This is a genomic window from Acinetobacter sp. ANC5681 (assembly GCF_023488045.1).
In the GTDB taxonomy this organism is placed as follows: Bacteria; Pseudomonadota; Gammaproteobacteria; order Pseudomonadales; family Moraxellaceae; genus Acinetobacter.
The window spans coordinates 1-19,460 of record NZ_JAMFKZ010000039.1 but is presented as its reverse complement, the minus strand read 5'-3'; the positions used below and the strand labels follow the sequence as shown (position 1 = coordinate 19,460).

The window sequence follows — 19,460 nt, the reverse complement described above, 5'->3', positions numbered from 1 at the left end:
CTTACGAGTTAGAGCAAGCGCTTAAGGGTGGTTTAGATGAGTGACTACATGAACATGACACTTGAGCAGCTTCAGCAAGAACATGCTGAGTTGCTTTTATTCAATGATGATTTGGATCGCCGCTGTAAAGCATATAAGGCAAAGTCTCAAAAGTATCAAACTAAGTGTTGGCAGATCAAAACACTCTTAATAAATCCGATTGATAAAGAAATGACGCTGAAAGCAATCAAAACAGTGATTGAACGAGTAGGTGAAGCTGAATGACATCAATGAGCGTCGAACAGTACCGCCGTGAAATCTTAAAGCAGTTGGACAAGCCTAAGGCTGCTAAACGCAACAAATTCAATGCCAGCAAAGTTGAATGTGACGGGATGACTTTTGACAGCAAGAAAGAACACAAGCGGTACATCGAGCTTAAAGCGATGCAACAACGTGGCGAGATCTTTGGTTTAGAGCATCACACTAAATTTGAACTTGCACCAAAAACTAAACTTGAGGGAGAGAAAATGGCAAAGCCAGCACTACGTTATTTTGCTGATTTCACCTACTACATCATAAGCGGTGAATACATCGTCGAAGATGTGAAGTCAGCAGCCACCAGAAAAAAAGACAGCTACAGGAACAAAAAGCACTTAATGAAAACGGTTCTAAATATTGATGTGCGAGAGGTTTGATTAAATGAATGCAGCAGCAAAGCAAAAAATGGACTGGTCTAAACGTTCAGCTCATCAATGGCTTGAACAATATGGGTTGTGGGTGCGCTCTGGTGGCTTTAAGCATTCAGCCAATCCGATAGCGGTAGCAATGGATCAGGCGGATATAACTCGAATCCGCAGTAGCAAGATTTCAACGCCGTGCGAAATTACAGATTTTGAAGCAGTTGAAGTGGGTAAGCTTTTGGCAAAAATGAATAATGACAGTCGGGAGTATTTGGCAGAACGTGCATGGTTTCTGATCTTAAAATATGAAAACAATTTATCGTATCGTGTAATTGCTAACACTCACGGCACAGGTAAAGATACGGTACGCACAAAAATTGATTTAGGCCTTGCATATTTGGATGGTGTGATTGAATTAAAGGCGGAGGTTTGACAATGCTTTTAATTCACTGTAATTTAAATATGCATCCGCAAAATCGGGTGCTTGGATTGGTCTCCAACTTATTATCGAAAGGGCTTATGCCGCAATAGCGGTTTTATTTTGCCTATAGTTTTCTACACCCTGTAGAAACGTCCGTTATGGCGGATTAGGCGGAAGTATCGAAAGATACGCCAGCCCCTTTCGACTGGTAAGACCAATTCCGTTTAATCTGCCACCATTCTTTGATTGGTCTCAAATATTGGTGGTGAATCTCATTTCGAAAGGAGTATTCACTATGAATGCAATTTCTAATTTTACATTTCACAATGATTATAATGTTCGCATTATTGATATTAATGGCGAATTTTGGTTTGTTGCTACCGATGTTGCAAGTGCTCTGGATTATCGCAATGCACCAGACATGACACGCTCTTTAGATGACGACGAAACTGCTACGCACAATCTGCGTATCAGGTCTGAAAACGGTGTAGGGCAAGTTAGACCAATGACAATTATTAATGAATCTGGACTTTACTCAGCAATTCTTAAAAGCCGTAAGCCAGAAGCGAAGAAATTCAAAAAATGGGTAACTTCCGAAGTCCTCCCAGCTATCCGCAAAACAGGTAAATACGAAGCACCAAAACCAGTCGAAAAACGTGACTACATTAACAATAGCGATATGTTGAATATTAAGCGTTTGATCTGGGCGTGTACCCACCACATTGGTCATGGTGAAGCATTTAAGTTCGGTATCTGGTACTCGTTACGCAAAGTTACTGGTGTACCAAGCCCAGCGAAATTTGAGGTTCAACATTTGCCAATCTTGGCACAAGAATTTCAGCGTATCCTCAATGTTGTTGAACCGTACTTTGAAGCAAGACGTGAATGTGAGCTTGCATTAATCAAACAGGTCATTCGTGAACGTGGCGATCATCAAGTAGTCAGGGCAATACTGGATGAGATGAAAGCATCCACAACAGATTTCAATGAAACATTGCAAAAGCATCTACCAATGGTATTTGATCAGGATTGCCTAAATTTACTCAACCGTAGACCGAATGGTTACGATCATAGTGATTGTAATGAGCGTTTAATCTAATAGCTTGACTGTCTACCACACTTCGTTTAAATTTGTGATATGGTGGACGGAGTTATAGCGATTTACCAAGAATTAAGCCTGCATTTTTATGCGGGCTTTTTTATTTCCTTATTTGGAGATGCTATGAGTCAAAATAATATAGATAACGAGATTCTAACTACTGAACAAGAAATAAAACACCTGGGCAGTTGCACAACGAAAGGTTTAACTGATGAAGAGATCGCTCAACAAGATGAGCGATTTTTTTTGGCCATTTCAAAGTTAAAGTGGTTGAAAGGTCGCCGTGATGTGAGGGTGTTTGAATGGAAGTCGATCAATATTTACAACTTACAAGAAAACGTCAGCTCAAAACAAAGCCACGTAATAAACCACTGCCGAAAGCAAATGAAAAATACTTAGAAGCTTTTGAGGATATAGAGCGTGCTTTGCAGATTTTGGATATTAAATACCAAAAACTATTCCAGTTTGAACCAACTAAGCACTGGCGTTTTGATTTCTATTTGATTGAGTATCGAATCTTGGTGGAAATTGCTGGTGGACCTTGGTCGGCAGGTAGAAAAAGAAAGCGAATTGCTCATGATGCAGATCGGGAAGACACAGCATATAAAATGGGATTTACAATCGTTCGTTTAGAATCATCAGCCAGATTTAAAATTAATGAAGCTGGTCCATTACAAATACAAGCTGGCTTTGCGCATCAATGGCTTAAAAATTTAAAGAGGCATACATTTAATGAGCCAAATAAGACCATTTCCACCAACTGACCTGATTGATCAAGCTGAACAAGAAGAAGCTTTACGCTTGGCACCTGCACCTGATTTAAAAGAATGGGTGATTGCCAATTATCTCACTATGGATGCTGAACTTTATAATCCAGATCATGACCATATCGCTGAGTTGCTTCACGACAATGAAGAATTTCTAGCATTTGCTTGGGCATCACAGGCTTGTACGGTCAAAAAGCAAATGGTGCTAGGCCAGTGTGAAAAAGTAATGTTTAACGTTGGTGGATGGCGTAAAGCAAGACAAGAGCAACAAATGCGAGATTGGTTTGGCTTTGTACCAATTTATCTAATCACAATTGATGCCAGTTTTTGTGAGCAAACGTCTGACCGTGAGTTTTGCGCTTTGATCGAGCATGAGCTATATCACATCGGCGTAGAGCGTGATGCTGATGGAGAAATCATCTATAGCGACAATACTGGACTACCTAAGCATTTCTTAGCTGGTCACGATGTCGAAGAGTTCATAGGCGTGGTCAAACGACATGGGGCAAGCGAGAACGTGAAGCGACTTGTCGAGGTGGCGAAGCAAGCGCCGTTTGTATCTGATCTGAGCATTACTCGATGTTGTGGAACTTGCGTTATAAGTTGAGCCGCTTGGCTCATTTTTTTTGGCTATTTAGGTTGACGTAGGTTGACAGGATTGAGGGTATGGCGGCTCTAAAAAAAGAGGTAAAACTCTTTATAGTTCGCTCACTTGCCGTATTTAATACACCCACTGAAACTGCTGAACTCGTCAACCAAGAATACGGCGTAAAAGTAACTAAGCAGCAATGTGAAAAATACGACCCAACAAAACGAGCAGGTGAGAATCTAAGCGAAGAACTTAGAATTGATTTTGAAAAAACTCGTGAAATGTTTTTGGGTAAGCCTGAGGCAATTCCAATTGCGAATTTAGCAGTGCGTCTACAACGATATGAAAGCCAATATCAAAAGCATAGTAAAAATCGTGTGGCAGCACTAAGCATTCTTAAACAAGCTGCAGAGGATATGGGCGGAAAATATACCAATAAGACTGAGTTTACTGGTGCAAATGGTGAGCCTCTTAACCCTGAGCAAGTTACTCATGTTGTAGCTACGCCTGAACAAATAAGGCAGGCAATGGATGAACTCGAAAGTAAATACTAGTCTGCTTGAAATGCAGTTAGAACGAGAACGCTGTGAGAAAGAGCATTTATTCTTTACACGGCGTTTTTTCTTGCCGCGAATGGGTTTTAAGTTTTCGGTCAACTGGCATCATGAATATATTGCAGACAAGATTGATCAGGTCATATCAGGAAAAGTTAAAAACCTAGTCATTAACGTTCCACCCGGATCGGGTAAAACTGAATTACTGACTAACTTAATTGCCCGTGGTTTAGCGAGAAATGCTCGATCACGGTTTTTGTATTTATCGTTTTCTCAGTCATTGGTTGAGGACGTATCTGCAACGGCGCGAAACATTGTCAAATCTGTAGATTTCCAAAGTCTGTGGCCAGTCAAAATATCAACCAGTACGGATGCTAAGTCGAGTTGGAAAACTACCGTTGATGGTTACGATGCCGGGCATGTTTATTCTGCTTCAATGGGTGGGCAGGTCACAGGTCGCCGTGCAGGTACGTTGGCAAATGAGGGCTTTACGGGCGCAATCATTCTTGATGACCCATTAAAGCCTGAGGATGCTTTTAGTAAATCGGCACGTAAGAAAGCCAATCGTAAGATCCTGAACACGGTCAACTCACGTAAGGCTAAGTCTGACACACCAATTATTTTGATCATGCAGCGTTTGCACGTTGAAGATCCGACTAATTTTGTGATGACTGGAAACGTACCGGGTGAGTGGGAACAGATCAGCATTCCTGCTTTGATTGATGATGAGTACATCAATCAATTACCAGAGCATATTCAAGCCAAGGTTCCGAGAGATGTAGAACGAGATCAGCATGGCCGCCAAAGCTATTGGCCACTAAAAGAATCACTTCAATCGTTACTGCAGTTAGAAAAAGGTGGTGAGGATAAGGATGGTGCGACGGTTTCACGTTATACGTTTGCCAGTCAGTACATGCAGAACCCTAAAAAGTTAGGCGGTGATTTAGTTAAGTCTGAATGGTTTGGGCGTTATTTAGAGTTGCCGCTACTTAAATGGCGAGCAATCTTTGCCGATACAGCGCAAAAGATTAAAGAGCATAACGATTTCTCAGTTTTCTTATGTGCTGGTCTAGGATACGACAACAAGCTTTATATCATCGACGTGCATCGTGGGAAGTGGGAAGCACCAGAGCTTATAAAAGAGGGTAAGAAGTTCATCAATAAACATAAGGCGGGAGATACCAAAATCGGAAATCTACGCTATATGGCAGTTGAGGATAAAGCCAGTGGAACAACTTTAATTCAAACCATTTCAAGAGAAACAACGATCCCGATTAGAGCGATCCAACGAGATACAGACAAGCTTGTAAGGACTATGGACGTTGTTTTCTATGTGGAAGATGGATTGGTGATGTTACCCGCTAAAGCGCCGTGGTTATTAAATTACATCGAAGAAATAGAAGGTCTAACAGCGGACATGACACATGACCACGATGACCAATGGGACCCAACAATTGATGCGATCGAAAATATGGTTGTGAATCCTTACGACCTTTTAGATTAAGGAGAATATCTTGGAAGAGCGCAATCAAACACAAGCGCCAGTCATTGTGAATGATGGTGCTTATGTCAACTTTGTATCGAATCTCAATACAAGCCGCGACAAGTCATCACATGGCCATTTTGCGAAAGAAACCAATCTTACTGATTATGATTTCGAAGCGGTTTATCAAGACTGGCTTGCCAAGAAAATCGTTAATCGTCCTGTGTTGGATATGCTTCGGGCTGGTTGGTACTTCAATGGTTTGGAGGATGGGCAAATACTCAAGATCAGTGATGAAATTAAGCGCCTGCGTTTAGTCGAGCGATTGGCGAAACTTTTGATCTGGTCTCGTTTATATGGTCGAGCGTATTTGGTATTTGGATTGGCAGATGGTCTGCAATTAGATCAGCCTTTTGAGCTTGAAAAACTAAAACAAGGTGGGCTTCAATTTTTCACAGTACTAAAGAAATCGAAAGTACAGCCTTTAAATCAGGAATATGTACCTTTAGAACTGAGTGCTGGTGAACCAGAACAACCAATGTATTACCAAATTAGTAATGGCAATGGTACTCAAAGCAAAATTCATCATTCTCGAATCATGTGTGTGAAACACGGCGACGAGGGTGAGTCGCTTTTGTTGGCCATTTACTACACATTGCGAAATTACATCGCAACCAATGCGGGTGCAGCAAGTCTAGTACACGAAGCAAAGATAGATGTGATTCGTACACCAGATCTAATGATGAAAATCATTGATCGTACTAAAGACATGATGGAGCGATTTGGTGCAGCAGCTCTGCTTAAAAGTATCAATGGCATGCTAGTCATTGATAAAGATGAAGAGTACGAGTCCAAGTCATATACATTTGGTGGCCTACCAGATTTGATGCGAGAGTTTGGACAACAAACGGCGGGTGCAGCAGATATGCCTTATACATTGTTATTTGGGCAAACCACTTCAGGTTTAAATAATAGCGGTGAGTTCGATTTGCGAAGTTACTATGATCGAGTCAACACAGAACAAAACTGGACCTTGCGACCCATACTGGAACGGATATTTCCGCTGATTTTTAAAAGCCTGTTTGGAGCGATACCAACAGGCTTTAATTTTGTGTTCTATCCACTCTGGCAGCTAGATGTAAAAACTCGATCTGAAGTAGAGAAGAACAACACAGAGCGTGACATCAAATATTTAGAAAAAGGCATTATCACTGAGGCAATGATTGCGAAACAGCTTCAGCAAGATGGAACCTACGACTTTATAGATGATGCTCATATCCAAGCGCTAGAAGATTTGGCGGGGCAAATAGATGACAATTCTCAGCAACCTTAAGCCGCTAATTCAGCAAGCCCATAAAACTAAGTTAGGACGTAAGGCAAAACCACAGCCAATATTCATATCCAAGAAAACAGAAGTTGAATATTACAAAGCACTCTTATCGATTAGTCATTTATGTCAAAAGGGTGTGAAAGATGATATTGAGCCGATGTTGGCTTTTAATATGGGTGATTCAATTGATATCCATATCGGAGATGGCATATTTTCCAGTGTAAAAAATGCACTGGGAAATCTAAAGCAGAAAATCTCAAATAGTATTGATCTGATAGCAACACAACTTGCAACTCAAATCGTTTTGAAGCAGAAGAAAGCAAGCGATAAGCAAATAGCTGAAATGCTGCAAAAGTCTACTGGTTTGGATTTGACTGGCTTGATGCGAGATGAGGATCTACAAGATGCAGTCGATAGCGCTATTGCTGCAAACGTATCTCTGATCCAGTCAATACCTAAGCAATACTTAGATAAAGTTGAAGCCGCCGTACTTGATGGCATACAGACAGGAAAGCGTTCGGATGAGATTAAAAAATCTATTTTGGATATTGGCCACTCTACTGATTCACGCGCTAAGTTAATTGCGGTTGATCAGCTTGGAAAAATCAACGGGCGACTTGCTCAGATCCGTCAGCAAAAGTTAGGGATTACTCACTACACTTGGTCAACGAGTCATGATGAGCGTGTAAGACATTCGCACCGCTTACGAGATGGTTTGATATTCGCATGGAATAATCCGCCGTCAGACGGACATCCAGGTATTCCAATTCGATGCCGATGTGTACCAATACCTTACACGGCGCATTTATTTGATAAAGACGCTAAGACACCAGAGCAGGCAATGGCAGCGCAAAGTTGATTCTGGAAACCCAGTACAGTAAACAATAATGAGTAACTAAACCCACTCATCCGAAGTGGGTTTTTTATTGCCTATAGGAAAGCCAATGAAACGCTATTTACTACATTTAAAGTTAGGTGACTTTGCACCTGCGCAATCTACAAGAACCATCACTCCTGAGGGTTTTTTATTGTGCAAAGATGCTCGACTCGGTAAAGCACCACAGGTACGCCAATATTATGCGGCTGAATTTAATGGCATAGAGGGGTATACGCCTGATCAGGTCATTAACGTCTTTAGTTCAGCCGATGAGCTATTTCGACCTGAAACAATCCAAAGCTATCAGGGTGTGGATGTTACTGATAACCACCCACCGGGTAATGCTGTAAATGCTGCCACATGGAAAACTCATTCAATCGGCACATTATCGAATGTTCGTCGTGATGGGGATTATCTAATTGGCGATTTGCTGATTAAAGACAGTGATGTGATTCAGCAGATCCAAAGCCAAGAACGCTTGGAGTTGTCTTTAGGTTACGGCGCTGAACTTCATTTCATTACTGGTACTTCACCAGACGGAACGCCGTACCAAGCTGAGTTTAAAAACTTCTACGGCGATCATGTTGCCCTTGTCAAATATGGCCGTTGCGGTGGCGATTGCCGCATAGGCGATCAAAACACAAACCAACCAAATCCAATGGAGAAAACAATGCAAATCATTGTAAATGGCATCCCTTTTGATGTTGCCGACAATGCGGCTCTTACAGCAGCACTAAAAAAAGATCAGGACTTATTGGCTTCATTGCAACAAACGGTTAATTCAAAACTCAAAATTGGAGATCAAGAGTTTTCAATTTCAGAGTTGGCCGCCGTTCAAGCTGTGATCGATAAAGTAGTAGCAGATGCAAAAACGAATGCTGAAAAAGTGACAACGCTTGAAGCCAATCAAGTCACACCAGAAAAGTTAGAGGCATTGGCCAATGAGCGAGCGACTGTAATTTCAGATGCAAAAAAACTCAATGCAAATGTCAAAACGGATGGGTGTTCTTGTGAGCAAATTAAGCGTGAAGCTATTACTGCCAAAGCTGGCGATGCAATTGTTGGTGCAATCTTGGGATCAGTTGCGATTGGTGACGCTAAGCCTGAGCAAGTCGACATGGTGTTTCGTGCGCTTGTTGCAACCAGTGGCACTCAAACCCCGTCAAACCCAATTAATAGTTTCTTTACTGGTGATAGCCAAAATACCCCACCAGCAGGAGGGAATGGTTCGACACCTCCACAAGAACAGGGCTATGACAAAACAACAGCTTGGAAAAAAGATATTTAAGGAGCTAATAAATGCAGCTTAATTCAAAAGTGGCGGTAGTCGGGCAACGCCTTAAAAGTACGCCTGAAGATGTGCGTTCTATGCCAATGGCAGGGGCAGGCACTTTAAATGATGGTCAAGTCGCTTGCGATGCAGGTGACGGCGTTCGTTGTTCAGTCGTTGGGGGTGGCTTGCGTCCCATCGGTATCGTTGTACATCAACACATCGGCAAGAACGGTACTGATTCAAGTGGCAAAGAAGCATATCAGCAGTACGATGTGCCGCCGATCATGCGAGTCGGTCGAATCTGGGTAAAGCCCGCCGTTCCAATTACGGCCACAGGTGGCAAGGTTTACGTTCGCACAGCGAATGCAACCACTAACAACCCATTGGGTTCATATCAAACTAGTGCAACTGATGGCACGGAATTAGTCGGTGCTACTTGGGATTGCATTTCGAATGCTGATGGCATGGCTATTGTTCAATTACGCGGGGCTTAATACATGAATCGTGAACAACTAATTAATCGAAAGCTCGCCCTTTTTGGTGGTGTTGCACCAATTATGCAAGCTCAGGCGGGTGATGCATTTAATCTTAAAAATTTGGTGACTTTACTTGTTCAATTAGAAACAAGTAATGAAATGACACCACAAATGACTGAAGCAACTGAATATGCTTCGTATATTCCGGTGAAATCAAATTTCCCTGCAGTGGTGGGGACCAAACACACATTACAACGCAAAAACGGCGTAGGTGAAGGTCAGGACCATAGCGGTACGGGTAATGACATTCCATTAGCTGAAGTATTTTACGACAACGTGGATCTAGGCGTTCGTTCTGGCTCAATTGGTTATCAATATTCAATTCTTGAATTGGCCACAGCATCTCAAGCCGGTATCACTCTTGAAGCTGACAAGATCCAAGCTGCTCGTTTGGGTTTTGAAAAGCATATGTCGCGTATTGCTTGGGTGGGTGATCTTAATCTAGGTTTGCGTGGCTTGTTTAACCAAACTGGGGTTAATGTTCAGACTGCATTAAAAGCATGGGAAACTGCAACACCAGATGAAATCCTTGCAGATATTAATGACATCTTATCGGATGCGATTGAAGCGAGTGAGTTTAATCCTGCAATTACTCCAGATACGATGATTCTTCCAACAAGCTTAATGCGTATTCTGACTCAACGACGTATCGCTGATAATTTAGAAACCACTATTTTTGAATGGGTGTCTAAAAATAACTTGCTTGCGCTTGAAGGGAAAAAACTCACTATTCGTGCAACAAGTCGTACAGAGTCGATGGGGGTAGGTGGTATTCGCCGTATTACTGTTTATCGTCGTGATCCAGCGTGTATCGAAATGCGTATTCCAAAAGAGTTGGAATTCTTAGCACCTCAGGCTGATGGGCTTGATCTATTCACACCGGGTTATTACTTATATCAAGGTGTATGGCTCAAACGTGTTGATAGCTTGCGCTATATGGACGTTCCTAAAACTTAATTAAGCAATTTATAAATCATGACTAAATAGCCGCAATTACGCGGCTTTAGTCATTTTTGGAGCAATGAAAATGCCGAAATATACATATCAGGGTGAAATGGGTCGCCTTTCAGCACGTACCAAATTCGGTGCAGTTGTATTGCCGAAAGGCGAAGAAGTTGAAATCACTGATGAGCAACATGAAGCTTTAGTCGATCATCCTGTTTTTACCGCTTTAGAAAAATCAGGTGAATTGTTCATATCTGAAGTTAAGAAAACTAAGCCAAGTGGTAAAGCTGATACAGCAGCAGCTAAGGCAAAACGTGAAGCTGAATTGGTGGAAGTAAAATCCAAATTGACCGAGCTTAATGTCGAATTTAGTGATGATGAATCACTTGAAGATCTGCAAGCAAAGTTGGCGGCTGCTAAGTGATAAAGGCTAGGTGGCCATGTTCAAAGTCAAAGTTGAAATGTCAGAAAATCCGAATTGGATTTTAAAACAGTTCCAAAAGCAGGCGAACAAGTTTCTAGGCAAGGTTGAGATTGGTGCTTTTGGGATGCACAGCGGTAAACGTTCAATCACGATGCCAGATCTCGCAGCAATTCATGAATATGGTGCACCTAGCCGCAAAATTCCAGAACGATCATTTCTTCGTGCATCAATCACTTTAAACCAAGGCAAATACGGCAAATATTTGCTAGGAGAAGTAAAGGACTTACTTTTACTTAGAACCACTCCTACAAAGATTAAGCAGGTTTTAGGGATGCAAGCTGCGGCAGATGTGCAGATGTACATGGTGAATGGCAAATTTACGCCGTTGAAAGCTCAAACAATCAAGCGTAAAGGCAGCAGCAAGCCATTAATAGACACTGGCCAATTGAGGCAATCAATAACATATAGAGTGGTGGATTAAATGTCTTATTTAACACGGGACGAGCTTATAGGTCGTTTTGGTGAAGCTGAAATCGTCCGACTTGAACGCAATATTGCCAAAACAGATGGAGCTAACCCAACAACATCCGAACAAGCCATTTCGGATGCTGTAGAAATGGTGAATGGCTATATTGCTGTTCAATATCCCTTACCTTTACCTGTTACTACTGAACCAGTTAAGCGTGCCGTTGCGGTAGTTGCACGATATTACTTGTACAAGGATAAGCCTACGGAAATTGTTCGGCTTGATTACGAAGATGTGATGAGTTGGCTTAAGAACATTGCAACTGGCAAAGCTGTTTTGAATTTTCCTGTGCAGGATGACCAACCAACACACCTATTTGGTACTGGAATTTTTGTGGTGTAGCTATGACAGTAATTCAAGACTATTTTGCAGTTGAGCCAATATTGGTTGAGAAGATTAAAACAGCAATGCCCGACCTTGTAGATGTAAATACTCCATTTACGATAGAGGCAATGCTCGAAGCCTCAAACAATGCGCCGTCAGTTAGTGTGATTTATTTTGATGATCGTATTGGTGATAGTGCGAGTAATGGAAGTTCTGCAACAGTATTTCAGCAATGGTTAGTCGTATTGTGTATTCGAGATGCTGGCGCTCAATTGCAAAATACAAACTCACTGCGTAAAGAAGCAGATCCATTCATTCGAAATCTACTGGACACACTGCAGGGATTCAATCCTCAAGTGCAAGGCTATCGAATGTTTAAGCGAGCAAATTCACCAGTGCGAATCGGAAGCTCACCGGGATTTGCTTATTTTCCACTGATGTTTGAAATTCAGATATTTACATGAGGTATTTATGGACAAGCAATACAAAGCTTTGAAGCCAATCGGGCGATGGGCAAAAGGTGAAATTATTGGATCTTTGTCGGCTGAACAAATTATTCAGTTAGAACAAGACGGAATTATCGAAGCCATAGACGAAAATGCTCAAGTTGAGCAAACGCCTAAAGCTGAGATAAAGCAATCAAACAAAAAACAGGTAGGAGAAAACAATGTCGAAGCCTGATTTATTATCGCTTCAGGGCGAGCTGTGTTTAGCAAAAATTGTGAACGGCGTTGCGGGTGCACTATTACCCGTAGGCAATATGCCAACGCTAAAACTAAAAATCTCATCTGATAAAGTTGATCACTACGATAGTCGCTATGGTCAACGTGCTAAAGATGCAACGCTTTACAAGCAAACGGGGGTTGATGTCGATGGAGAGTTAGATACTGTCAATAAAACCAGTTTGGCGCTTGTGATGAGTGGTAATAGTATTAGCATTGCTTCGGAAACTATCACGGATCGATCACTTGGGACTGTTACAGTTGGAAGCATTGTCGACTTAGGTTTGCGAAATCTAACAGATGTAACGTTCAAAGATGGATCTAATGCCGATATTGATTCAAGCAAATATATTCTTGATGCTGTGTATGGAACTGTTGAGTTTGTTCAATCTGTTACTGGCGCGGTGAAGTGGTCAGGTACGGCGGCAGCCAAGACTCGAACCACTATCGCAAATAATACCGGATCAGAATATAAAGTCTTATTCAAAGGGATAGATACGATCTCAGGGGATAAAGTCGTAGTTGAGTTGCACCGCTTAACGCTATCACCGGAGACTGAATTCGATCTTATTAATGAAGATTTTAATAAGTTCTCAATCACTGGTAGTTGCATGGCTGACAATAGCAAAGCCAATGATGCTGAATTAAGTGTCTTTGGCCACATCGAACGCTTTTCAGTAACAGCTTAATAATACCTACAGGCACAGGGGCGCATCAGCGTCTTTTTTTGTGCCTGTGATTTAGGATTTTTTCTATGAATGACTTTTTTCTTTTAAACAATGAATCATTGCCACATGTATTTATTGATCGGAATATTGAGATTAAGCAGATACAGATTAAGAATCTAAACAAGTTTGCTTACTTTGCAGATCCAATAAAGCAATTGGAAAGTTATTCAATAGAAACAATCAAGCCGATTATTCTTACAAGCATTATTCAGATCATGGGGCTTTGTTCTTTGGTTACTTCACTTGATCCAGAGACTTTCTCAAAACATATCGGGGATCAGGATGCTATTGCTGATCTGATTTTAAAAATCATTCAGGTGAATGAAGATTTCTTTAAAAAAGATGAGTTATCTAAACGCCCAACACAACAAAAAACTGAATCGGCATCGTGGTTTTACTCATTTCAATACTTGATTAGCTGTGGTCATAGGCATAATGATATTATGGCTATGACCTATGGCGCATTTTTGAAATACATTGAAGCAGCTCAAAGAAATGAAAGGCAGAATATTAAAAATACAGCTATAGCGGTGCGTATTGCGATGCAATCAAGCAAGCAAGAATGGGAAAAAAGCATTAAGCAGTTAGATAAATGATGAGAATTTCTTAATGACTTAATTTCGGCCATTTGTTAAATTGAGTGAGATTAATAACAATTGGTTAATAACATGAAAAAGTTTGCATTATTAGGGGCGTTTTTAACATTTTTTTCTAGCAATATTTATGCTGATGAAACACGGTCTATCAGAACTTCAACTGAAACAATTTTGATAGGTGATTCAGAACAAGACTTGCTTGATAAATTAGGGAAACCAAGACCTAAATTCTTTGTTTATGGTCAAGGTAGATACTCATGCGCTGCTACAGAATATAAATACGATATTGATATGCAAACCTACACGGTTTGGGTGTGTAATGGGAAAGTTTTTAAAATAGACGTGAAGAATAAGTGAGAATAATAATATGGCAAACCAAATGGTTGAATGTGTAGCTTGTGGGCATGTTGGAGAGCCACAGATTAAAGGTAGTATGTGGATTACTATAATTCTACTTTTTGTGTTTTTCCCCGCTGCAATTGTTTATGAAATTTGGCGTAGATCGGGTGATAAGGTTTGTGATGATTGTGGGAATTCAAATATACAAGCGTATCGACCCAACCAACCATCAAGCCAAAATCAACAACGACCATTTAATAATCGTGTGAACCGCAGGCAGAAGAAAGACGGCAAAATGGGATTGCTATTAGTGGTCTTTGTTTTGCTTATGATTATTGCGGTTGTATTTATCAAGCCAGATAGCGGTAGTTCTGTGTCAATGCCAGTCGTGGAGCAGAAAAAAGAAGCTTACATAGCTCCAGCCGAAACAAGTAGCTATCAGAATAGTCAGGTTTCATCTGACTCATCTTCAGAAATTGTTAGTTTTGATGAATGTAAAAGCAAAGCTAGTTCTGTTTTATTGTCAGTTGCAGGAACTCAATATAAATCTGCGGTTTTGGTAGACTCTGATATTGCTTATATGGCAAGAATTTGTACAAATGATGGTAGTGTATTGGTTACGTGTAGCGCACCTGATCAGAAAATGATAACGACTCGTTCTTATGATTGTCCGTTATAGATGGCTCGAGAATAGAATATAAAAGCACCCTAGGGTGCTTTTTTGTGGTTATGAGTTAGCGTTATGCAGGGCGATTCATTAAATCCTTAACCATTTTTTGCAGTTGGTCAATTTGGTTTTGTTGATTTTCGATCACTTGTAGTACAAACCCTTTATCAAATTCTGCAATATCTTCTTTTTCAAAGCTTTGCTCTAAACGCGCGATAATTTCTTGATTCATTGAGCGGGTATTATTTTTTGCAGTTTCGGCAATTTTGTCGCGTAACTCTTCCGACCAACGTAGATTGTACTGAACTGTTAGATGACCGCCATTATTACTCATTGAATCCAACCATATACCGCAAATTTGCAATACATATTAATTCTATTATTCGGGTATTGACAATGCTACCCGATTAATCCTAGTATTATTCATACCCGATTAATAGGAGAATGGAATGGGAGCAATAACCAAACCACAGCGCAAAATGCAGTACAACTTGCGCATCGACCATGAGTTACATGATTGGCTAAAGGAGGTGGCTACAGAAAACGAGAGACCAGTAAATTATGTAATAACCCAAGCAATTAAAAAATTGCGTCAAGAAATAGAGAGTGCGAAAGCATGAAATCAATAGACAACAAAAAAGCCCAGAACTTTGGACGGTCGGGCTTGATTGATTGTCACTTTAAAGGAAATTATTTATGACAAACGCAAGTTTATCACATCAACTTGAGCTTAACCAACAACCATTGGTTAATGTTTTTGAAGCGGTTATTGGAAATTTAAAACAACTCGCTGTAAATGCTCGTGATCTACACACATTTCTACAAGTTGGAAAAGTCTTTGCTGCATGGATTCAAGAGCGAACCATAAAGCAGTAATGCAATTGATAAAAACCCATATACATCATTTCAATAAATTTGGAAGGGTGGCATTTGAAATGCGACCCTTTGAAACTGATGGCGGTTTACAGACAAGACGAATAGCTTTATTGAATGAGCAACAAGCGACTTTCTTGATGACATTGATGCGTAATACTGAACGTGTAGTCGAATTCAAATGTGCTTTAGTTCAAGCTTTTTATAATACGAAAGAGTATCTAAGTTGCCAGTATCAAGCCCATGCCAATATCCACAATAAACTTAGTCTTCAATTAGATTTGGAGAAATCAGATGCTAGTCTAGCAGGGCATATTTTGGGAAGTTATCGTAAGAAGCGCGATACATTGGTGGTCGCAATAAAAGAAGTGGAACGCCTGATGCAGCCATGCTTATTTGATTGACACTCATCCACGCCACCTAAGGGTGGCTTTTTTACACCTGTGGGAAAAATAAAATGGCTACAAATAGCTTAGATTTCTTATTGAACTTACAAGCCAATACTTCGGGCTTTGATCAAGGAATCAACGGTGCAAAGTTTGCAGTAAATGCGCTTGTCGGTGCTATGGCTGCGCTTGGAATGGGGTTAGGTGTAAAAGAACTTGCAGAAGCAGCAGACAGCTATGCAATGCTATCAGCCAAGATTCAGCAATCAACTAAAGATAGCGGAAACTTTGAGCAAGCCATTTCGGGCGTGCATCAAATCGCACTGCAAACAAACTCAACGCTTGATAACACTGGTGCACTGTTCACTCGTTTAAATACAGTTGCTAAAGACATGGGTCAGTCACAGCAATTTGCATTAGACATGACCAGTACAGTCACTAAAGCGATTCAGTTGGGCGGTAGTAGCACGCAAGAAGCAGAAGCAGCAGTACAGCAATTCATTCAAGCGATGCAAGGTGGTGTTCTTCGTGGTGAAGAATTTAACAGCATCATGGAGGGTGGCTACGGGTTAGCAGAAGCACTTGCAAAAGGCTTGGGCGTTACAACTGGCGAACTCCGTAAAATGGCTGAGAATGGAGAACTCAGTGCGGAACGTGTACTTGCAGCATTGGCAAAACAAAAAGCAGGTGTTGATGCTCAATATGCTGAACTGCCTTTAACTATTGGCAATGCACTCCAAAAAATTGCAACTCAATGGCAAATCTTAATTGGCGAGATGGATCAGGCGAATGGTGCGAGTGCAACCGTAGCTCAATGGTTGTCGGTACTTGCTGATAATTTAAATATTGTTGAAGTTCTTCTAAACGATATTGGTTCAGGATTCGTTTGGTTTGGCGATCAACTTAAAAAGATTGATCCTCAAACAATCGAGGCACTTAAGACAGCATTGTTATCTGCATATGATGCGATTAAATCATTAGGTACATTGCTTGAGGGTACTTTTGAGCGCGGGGTTGATGTTATCAACACCATGCTAGGACAAATATTTAATTTCTCAAGTGGAATTGATTCTGCTACTGATAAAACCAATGGTTTCACTAAAGCACTTCAAGCTGTAAATGTAGTTTTTGGATTTATCAGTGATGGATTCAAAGCTTTAAACATTGGCATTAATTTAATTATTGGCGCTGCTTATGATGCTGCTGGTGCGTTTAGTTATTGGAAGTCAAAAATAACTTTTGGTGATACGTCAGCCAAAGCTGTAAAAGATTTTGAAGTAATGTCTGCGAAAGCGCAAGAATATTACAAAAAATCTTCAGATGGAGCGATGGAGTTTAAATCTGCTGGTGTTGAAGCAATACGTCAGATTGGTTTAACCCAAGATCAGAAAAACGCTGAACGTATTGCCAATAACGAAAAAACTTTATCTGATTTAAAAGCTCAAGAAGCTAAGCATGTATCTGACTATAAAGCCATTAGTGATGAGCGTGTCAAGCTACAACAACAGTTGGTTGATGCACGCAAAGCAGGCGATCAGTCTGCTATTGATGCAGCCCTTGCGGGTCTTGCTGAACTTGATAAGAAAGAAAAAGCTTATCAGGTTGAAAGCAAGAAAATCAGTGATGAAAAGATCAAGGCTGCACAAGATTGGGTAAATGCTCAACTTACAGCAATGGATGGAACTGTTAAAGCTGCTGATGCTGCAACAAAAAAAACATTGCAAACAGCTATAGCTGCTCAAGGTCTAGCAGTTGAGTTTGATAAAACTGGCAAAGCGATTGTCAAAGCGATTGAGCAAGAGGCTGGCGGCGCTGTTGTTAGTCTTGAAGCAAAGATGGGCCAAGGGCGTAAAGCTGCCGCTGTGTTTGGAATTGATCTTGATACTGCACTAAATAAAGTATCTGATGGATTTGCAGCAAAGAAATCTTCGCTTGATGATTTTGCTAAAAATCTTGAGTCACTCGGTGCAACAGGTCAACAAGCCGCAGAGTTGACATACGAGGCATGGCAAAAGTGGCTAAGTGAAGCCAAAAGCCCAGCCGAAGTGGATGCAGCGATTGCAAAACTACAAGAGCTGGCTGAACAAGGTAAAATTACGGGCGAGCAGTTAAAAGTAGGTATTGATCTAGCAAAAGCATCGGCGAAAGACTTATCTCCTGAATTGGATTCTGCCCGTGAGGCAGGAAAATCTTTAGGCGTTGATATTGATAAAACAGCCAATATCATGTCTAAAGGCTTTGGTCAGGGCAGTGCTAACCTAGACACTTTAAAGCAAAAGCTTGAAGAAGCAGGCATTACGGGCAAGGATGCTGCTGCAACAATGTTTGCAGCATGGCAAGAATGGCTTAAAAAGGTTGATAGCAAAGTAGAGTTGGATGCAGTTAAGTTAAAATTGCAAGAACTCGCAAATACTGGGCAAATATCAGCATCACAGCTTAAAGATGGGTTGGCTGCGATTGAGATAAAACTTGCTGCTGTAAAGGATGCCGCTAATCCTGCGATTGAATCGTTCAAGCGCTTAGGTATTGAAACAAAGGACTCGCTAGCGGCGACTGCAAAACAGGCAGAGAGTGATTTTGACCGAATCAAAGCAAGCGGTTCAGCAACAGCCGATGGTATCAGCAAAGCATATGCAGCCGCTTTTGAGGCTGCCGCTGCTGCTGGTGATATGAGCTATAGCTCTTGGGAGCGATGGTTAGCAAAAGCGACCAACCCAGCCGATGCGGAAATTGCCAAGAAAATCTTAAAGGATTTAGGTGATAGCGGTGCTTTTTCTATCTATCAAGTCGAGAAAGGGTTAATTGCAGTTGATCAGCAGCTTACTAAAATGCCGAACAGCGTTGACCCCGTTACCGCTGCTTTCAAGCGTCTAGGGATTGAGACAAAGGAAAATCTTAGACTCGCTGCACAGCAGGCTTTGGCGGATTATGAGACTGTCAGGAATAGTGGGCAAGCTACGGCTGAGGGTATTGAGAAAGCATACAAGCGTGCTTTGGATGCTGCTGCTGCATCGGGCGATGCTTCTGTGATTGCATCGGCAAATGCGGAGCGTGGCAGTGCACAGTTGCAGGTTCAAATTGATGAAACGGGCAAAGCATCCGTGAAATCAATGGACGAGCTATCCAATTCAGTTGAAAACGTTGGGCGAACTGCAAGTGGCTCAGCTTCCGATGGATTTAGAGAGCTTGGTCGTGTTGCAAGAGGAGAAGCCCGAAGCACTGCCGATGAATGGGAAGCGACAATGGCCAAAGTTGCAAGTGATAGAAAAGCATTTGCTGATGAAACCAAAGCACAGGGAGAAGCTCTATCTAAAATGATCTATGAATATGACTCTTATACCA

General features: G+C 41.3%; 27 protein-coding genes. 26 read left to right on the top strand and 1 reads right to left on the bottom strand.

Annotated elements, in window-relative coordinates:
• The first annotated feature begins 36 nt into the window (after positions 1–36).
• From M5121_RS14380 to M5121_RS14275, 22 genes are all read left to right on the top strand, one after another.
• Positions 37–264, top strand: a complete 228-nt coding sequence (locus M5121_RS14380; protein WP_249571565.1) for a hypothetical protein — start codon at positions 37–39, stop codon at positions 262–264.
• Entirely contained in the window at positions 261–674 is a 414-nt protein-coding gene (locus M5121_RS14375) for a DUF1064 domain-containing protein (protein ID WP_249571564.1), read from the top strand. The genes M5121_RS14380 and M5121_RS14375 overlap by 4 nt, the downstream gene beginning before the upstream one ends.
• A gap of 4 nt (positions 675–678) precedes the next feature.
• Positions 679–1,092 (top strand): antiterminator Q family protein, encoded by a 414-nt coding sequence (locus M5121_RS14370; protein WP_249571563.1) that lies wholly within the window; start codon positions 679–681, stop codon positions 1,090–1,092.
• A gap of 283 nt (positions 1,093–1,375) precedes the next feature.
• Complete coding sequence (locus tag M5121_RS14365; RefSeq protein WP_249571562.1) at positions 1,376–2,179, top strand: BRO-N domain-containing protein; 804 nt, start codon at positions 1,376–1,378, stop codon at positions 2,177–2,179.
• A 302-nt stretch (positions 2,180–2,481) separates the two neighbouring features.
• Positions 2,482–2,943 (top strand): PDDEXK family nuclease, encoded by a 462-nt coding sequence (locus M5121_RS14360; RefSeq protein ID WP_249571561.1) that lies wholly within the window; start codon positions 2,482–2,484, stop codon positions 2,941–2,943.
• Positions 2,912–3,553, top strand: coding sequence for a putative metallopeptidase (locus tag M5121_RS14355; protein WP_249571560.1), 642 nt, complete (start codon positions 2,912–2,914; stop codon positions 3,551–3,553). Before M5121_RS14360 ends, M5121_RS14355 begins: the two co-directional genes overlap by 32 nt.
• A gap of 59 nt (positions 3,554–3,612) precedes the next feature.
• Positions 3,613–4,089 (top strand): DUF2280 domain-containing protein, encoded by a 477-nt coding sequence (locus M5121_RS14350; RefSeq protein WP_249571559.1) that lies wholly within the window; start codon positions 3,613–3,615, stop codon positions 4,087–4,089.
• Positions 4,067–5,593: a phage terminase large subunit gene (gene terL, locus M5121_RS14345; RefSeq protein ID WP_249571558.1), complete on the top strand. Its 1,527-nt coding sequence runs from the start codon at positions 4,067–4,069 to the stop codon at positions 5,591–5,593. The genes M5121_RS14350 and terL overlap by 23 nt, the downstream gene beginning before the upstream one ends.
• 10 nt (positions 5,594–5,603) lie before the next feature.
• Positions 5,604–6,905 carry a DUF1073 domain-containing protein gene (locus M5121_RS14340; RefSeq protein ID WP_249571557.1) on the top strand — a complete coding sequence of 434 codons (1,302 nt, stop codon included), beginning with the start codon at positions 5,604–5,606 and terminating at the stop codon, positions 6,903–6,905.
• Complete coding sequence (locus M5121_RS14335) at positions 6,883–7,761, top strand: phage head morphogenesis protein (RefSeq protein WP_249571556.1); 879 nt, start codon at positions 6,883–6,885, stop codon at positions 7,759–7,761. Before M5121_RS14340 ends, M5121_RS14335 begins: the two co-directional genes overlap by 23 nt.
• 85 nt (positions 7,762–7,846) lie before the next feature.
• Positions 7,847–9,067: a DUF2213 domain-containing protein gene (locus M5121_RS14330; RefSeq protein ID WP_249571555.1), complete on the top strand. Its 1,221-nt coding sequence runs from the start codon at positions 7,847–7,849 to the stop codon at positions 9,065–9,067.
• An 11-nt stretch (positions 9,068–9,078) separates the two neighbouring features.
• On the top strand, positions 9,079–9,546 hold the full coding sequence (locus M5121_RS14325; RefSeq protein WP_039047530.1) for a structural cement protein Gp24: 468 nt from the start codon (positions 9,079–9,081) through the stop codon (positions 9,544–9,546).
• A 3-nt stretch (positions 9,547–9,549) separates the two neighbouring features.
• Positions 9,550–10,545: a DUF2184 domain-containing protein gene (locus tag M5121_RS14320; RefSeq protein WP_087546715.1), complete on the top strand. Its 996-nt coding sequence runs from the start codon at positions 9,550–9,552 to the stop codon at positions 10,543–10,545.
• A 70-nt stretch (positions 10,546–10,615) separates the two neighbouring features.
• Positions 10,616–10,957 carry a hypothetical protein gene (locus M5121_RS14315; RefSeq protein ID WP_249571554.1) on the top strand — a complete coding sequence of 114 codons (342 nt, stop codon included), beginning with the start codon at positions 10,616–10,618 and terminating at the stop codon, positions 10,955–10,957.
• Between the two features lie 16 nt (positions 10,958–10,973).
• Positions 10,974–11,438 carry a phage virion morphogenesis protein gene (locus M5121_RS14310; protein ID WP_228300287.1) on the top strand — a complete coding sequence of 155 codons (465 nt, stop codon included), beginning with the start codon at positions 10,974–10,976 and terminating at the stop codon, positions 11,436–11,438.
• Positions 11,439–11,825 (top strand): gp436 family protein, encoded by a 387-nt coding sequence (locus M5121_RS14305; RefSeq protein WP_249571553.1) that lies wholly within the window; start codon positions 11,439–11,441, stop codon positions 11,823–11,825.
• Between the two features lie 2 nt (positions 11,826–11,827).
• Complete coding sequence (locus M5121_RS14300) at positions 11,828–12,271, top strand: phage tail terminator protein (RefSeq protein ID WP_249571552.1); 444 nt, start codon at positions 11,828–11,830, stop codon at positions 12,269–12,271.
• A 7-nt stretch (positions 12,272–12,278) separates the two neighbouring features.
• Positions 12,279–12,488 carry a hypothetical protein gene (locus M5121_RS14295; protein ID WP_249571551.1) on the top strand — a complete coding sequence of 70 codons (210 nt, stop codon included), beginning with the start codon at positions 12,279–12,281 and terminating at the stop codon, positions 12,486–12,488.
• Entirely contained in the window at positions 12,475–13,218 is a 744-nt protein-coding gene (locus M5121_RS14290) for a phage tail tube protein (RefSeq protein WP_249571550.1), read from the top strand. Before M5121_RS14295 ends, M5121_RS14290 begins: the two co-directional genes overlap by 14 nt.
• 65 nt (positions 13,219–13,283) lie before the next feature.
• Entirely contained in the window at positions 13,284–13,853 is a 570-nt protein-coding gene (locus M5121_RS14285; RefSeq protein ID WP_249571549.1) for a hypothetical protein, read from the top strand.
• Between the two features lie 72 nt (positions 13,854–13,925).
• Entirely contained in the window at positions 13,926–14,210 is a 285-nt protein-coding gene (locus tag M5121_RS14280) for a hypothetical protein (RefSeq protein ID WP_249571548.1), read from the top strand.
• 10 nt (positions 14,211–14,220) lie between these two features.
• Positions 14,221–14,871, top strand: a complete 651-nt coding sequence (locus M5121_RS14275) for a hypothetical protein (RefSeq protein ID WP_249571547.1) — start codon at positions 14,221–14,223, stop codon at positions 14,869–14,871.
• A gap of 61 nt (positions 14,872–14,932) precedes the next feature.
• Here M5121_RS14275 and M5121_RS14270 read toward each other — a convergent pair whose 3' ends face one another.
• On the bottom strand, positions 14,933–15,193 hold the full coding sequence (locus tag M5121_RS14270; RefSeq protein ID WP_249571546.1) for an Arc family DNA-binding protein: 261 nt from the start codon (positions 15,191–15,193) through the stop codon (positions 14,933–14,935).
• 115 nt (positions 15,194–15,308) lie between these two features.
• On the opposite strand from M5121_RS14270, the gene M5121_RS14265 reads away from it, so the two are divergent.
• The 4 genes from M5121_RS14265 to M5121_RS14250 form a co-directional block, all read left to right on the top strand.
• Positions 15,309–15,479, top strand: a complete 171-nt coding sequence (locus tag M5121_RS14265) for an Arc family DNA-binding protein (RefSeq protein WP_249571545.1) — start codon at positions 15,309–15,311, stop codon at positions 15,477–15,479.
• 76 nt (positions 15,480–15,555) lie between these two features.
• The gene (locus M5121_RS14260) at positions 15,556–15,735 is read left to right on the top strand and encodes an antA/AntB antirepressor family protein (RefSeq protein WP_249571544.1); all 180 of its coding nucleotides are present in this window, start codon (positions 15,556–15,558) and stop codon (positions 15,733–15,735) included.
• On the top strand, positions 15,705–16,136 hold the full coding sequence (locus M5121_RS14255; RefSeq protein ID WP_349628961.1) for a Rha family transcriptional regulator: 432 nt from the start codon (positions 15,705–15,707) through the stop codon (positions 16,134–16,136). Before M5121_RS14260 ends, M5121_RS14255 begins: the two co-directional genes overlap by 31 nt.
• 53 nt (positions 16,137–16,189) lie before the next feature.
• Positions 16,190–19,460: tape measure protein (locus M5121_RS14250; RefSeq protein ID WP_249571542.1), on the top strand; the 3,271-nt coding region annotated here is incomplete at its 3' end.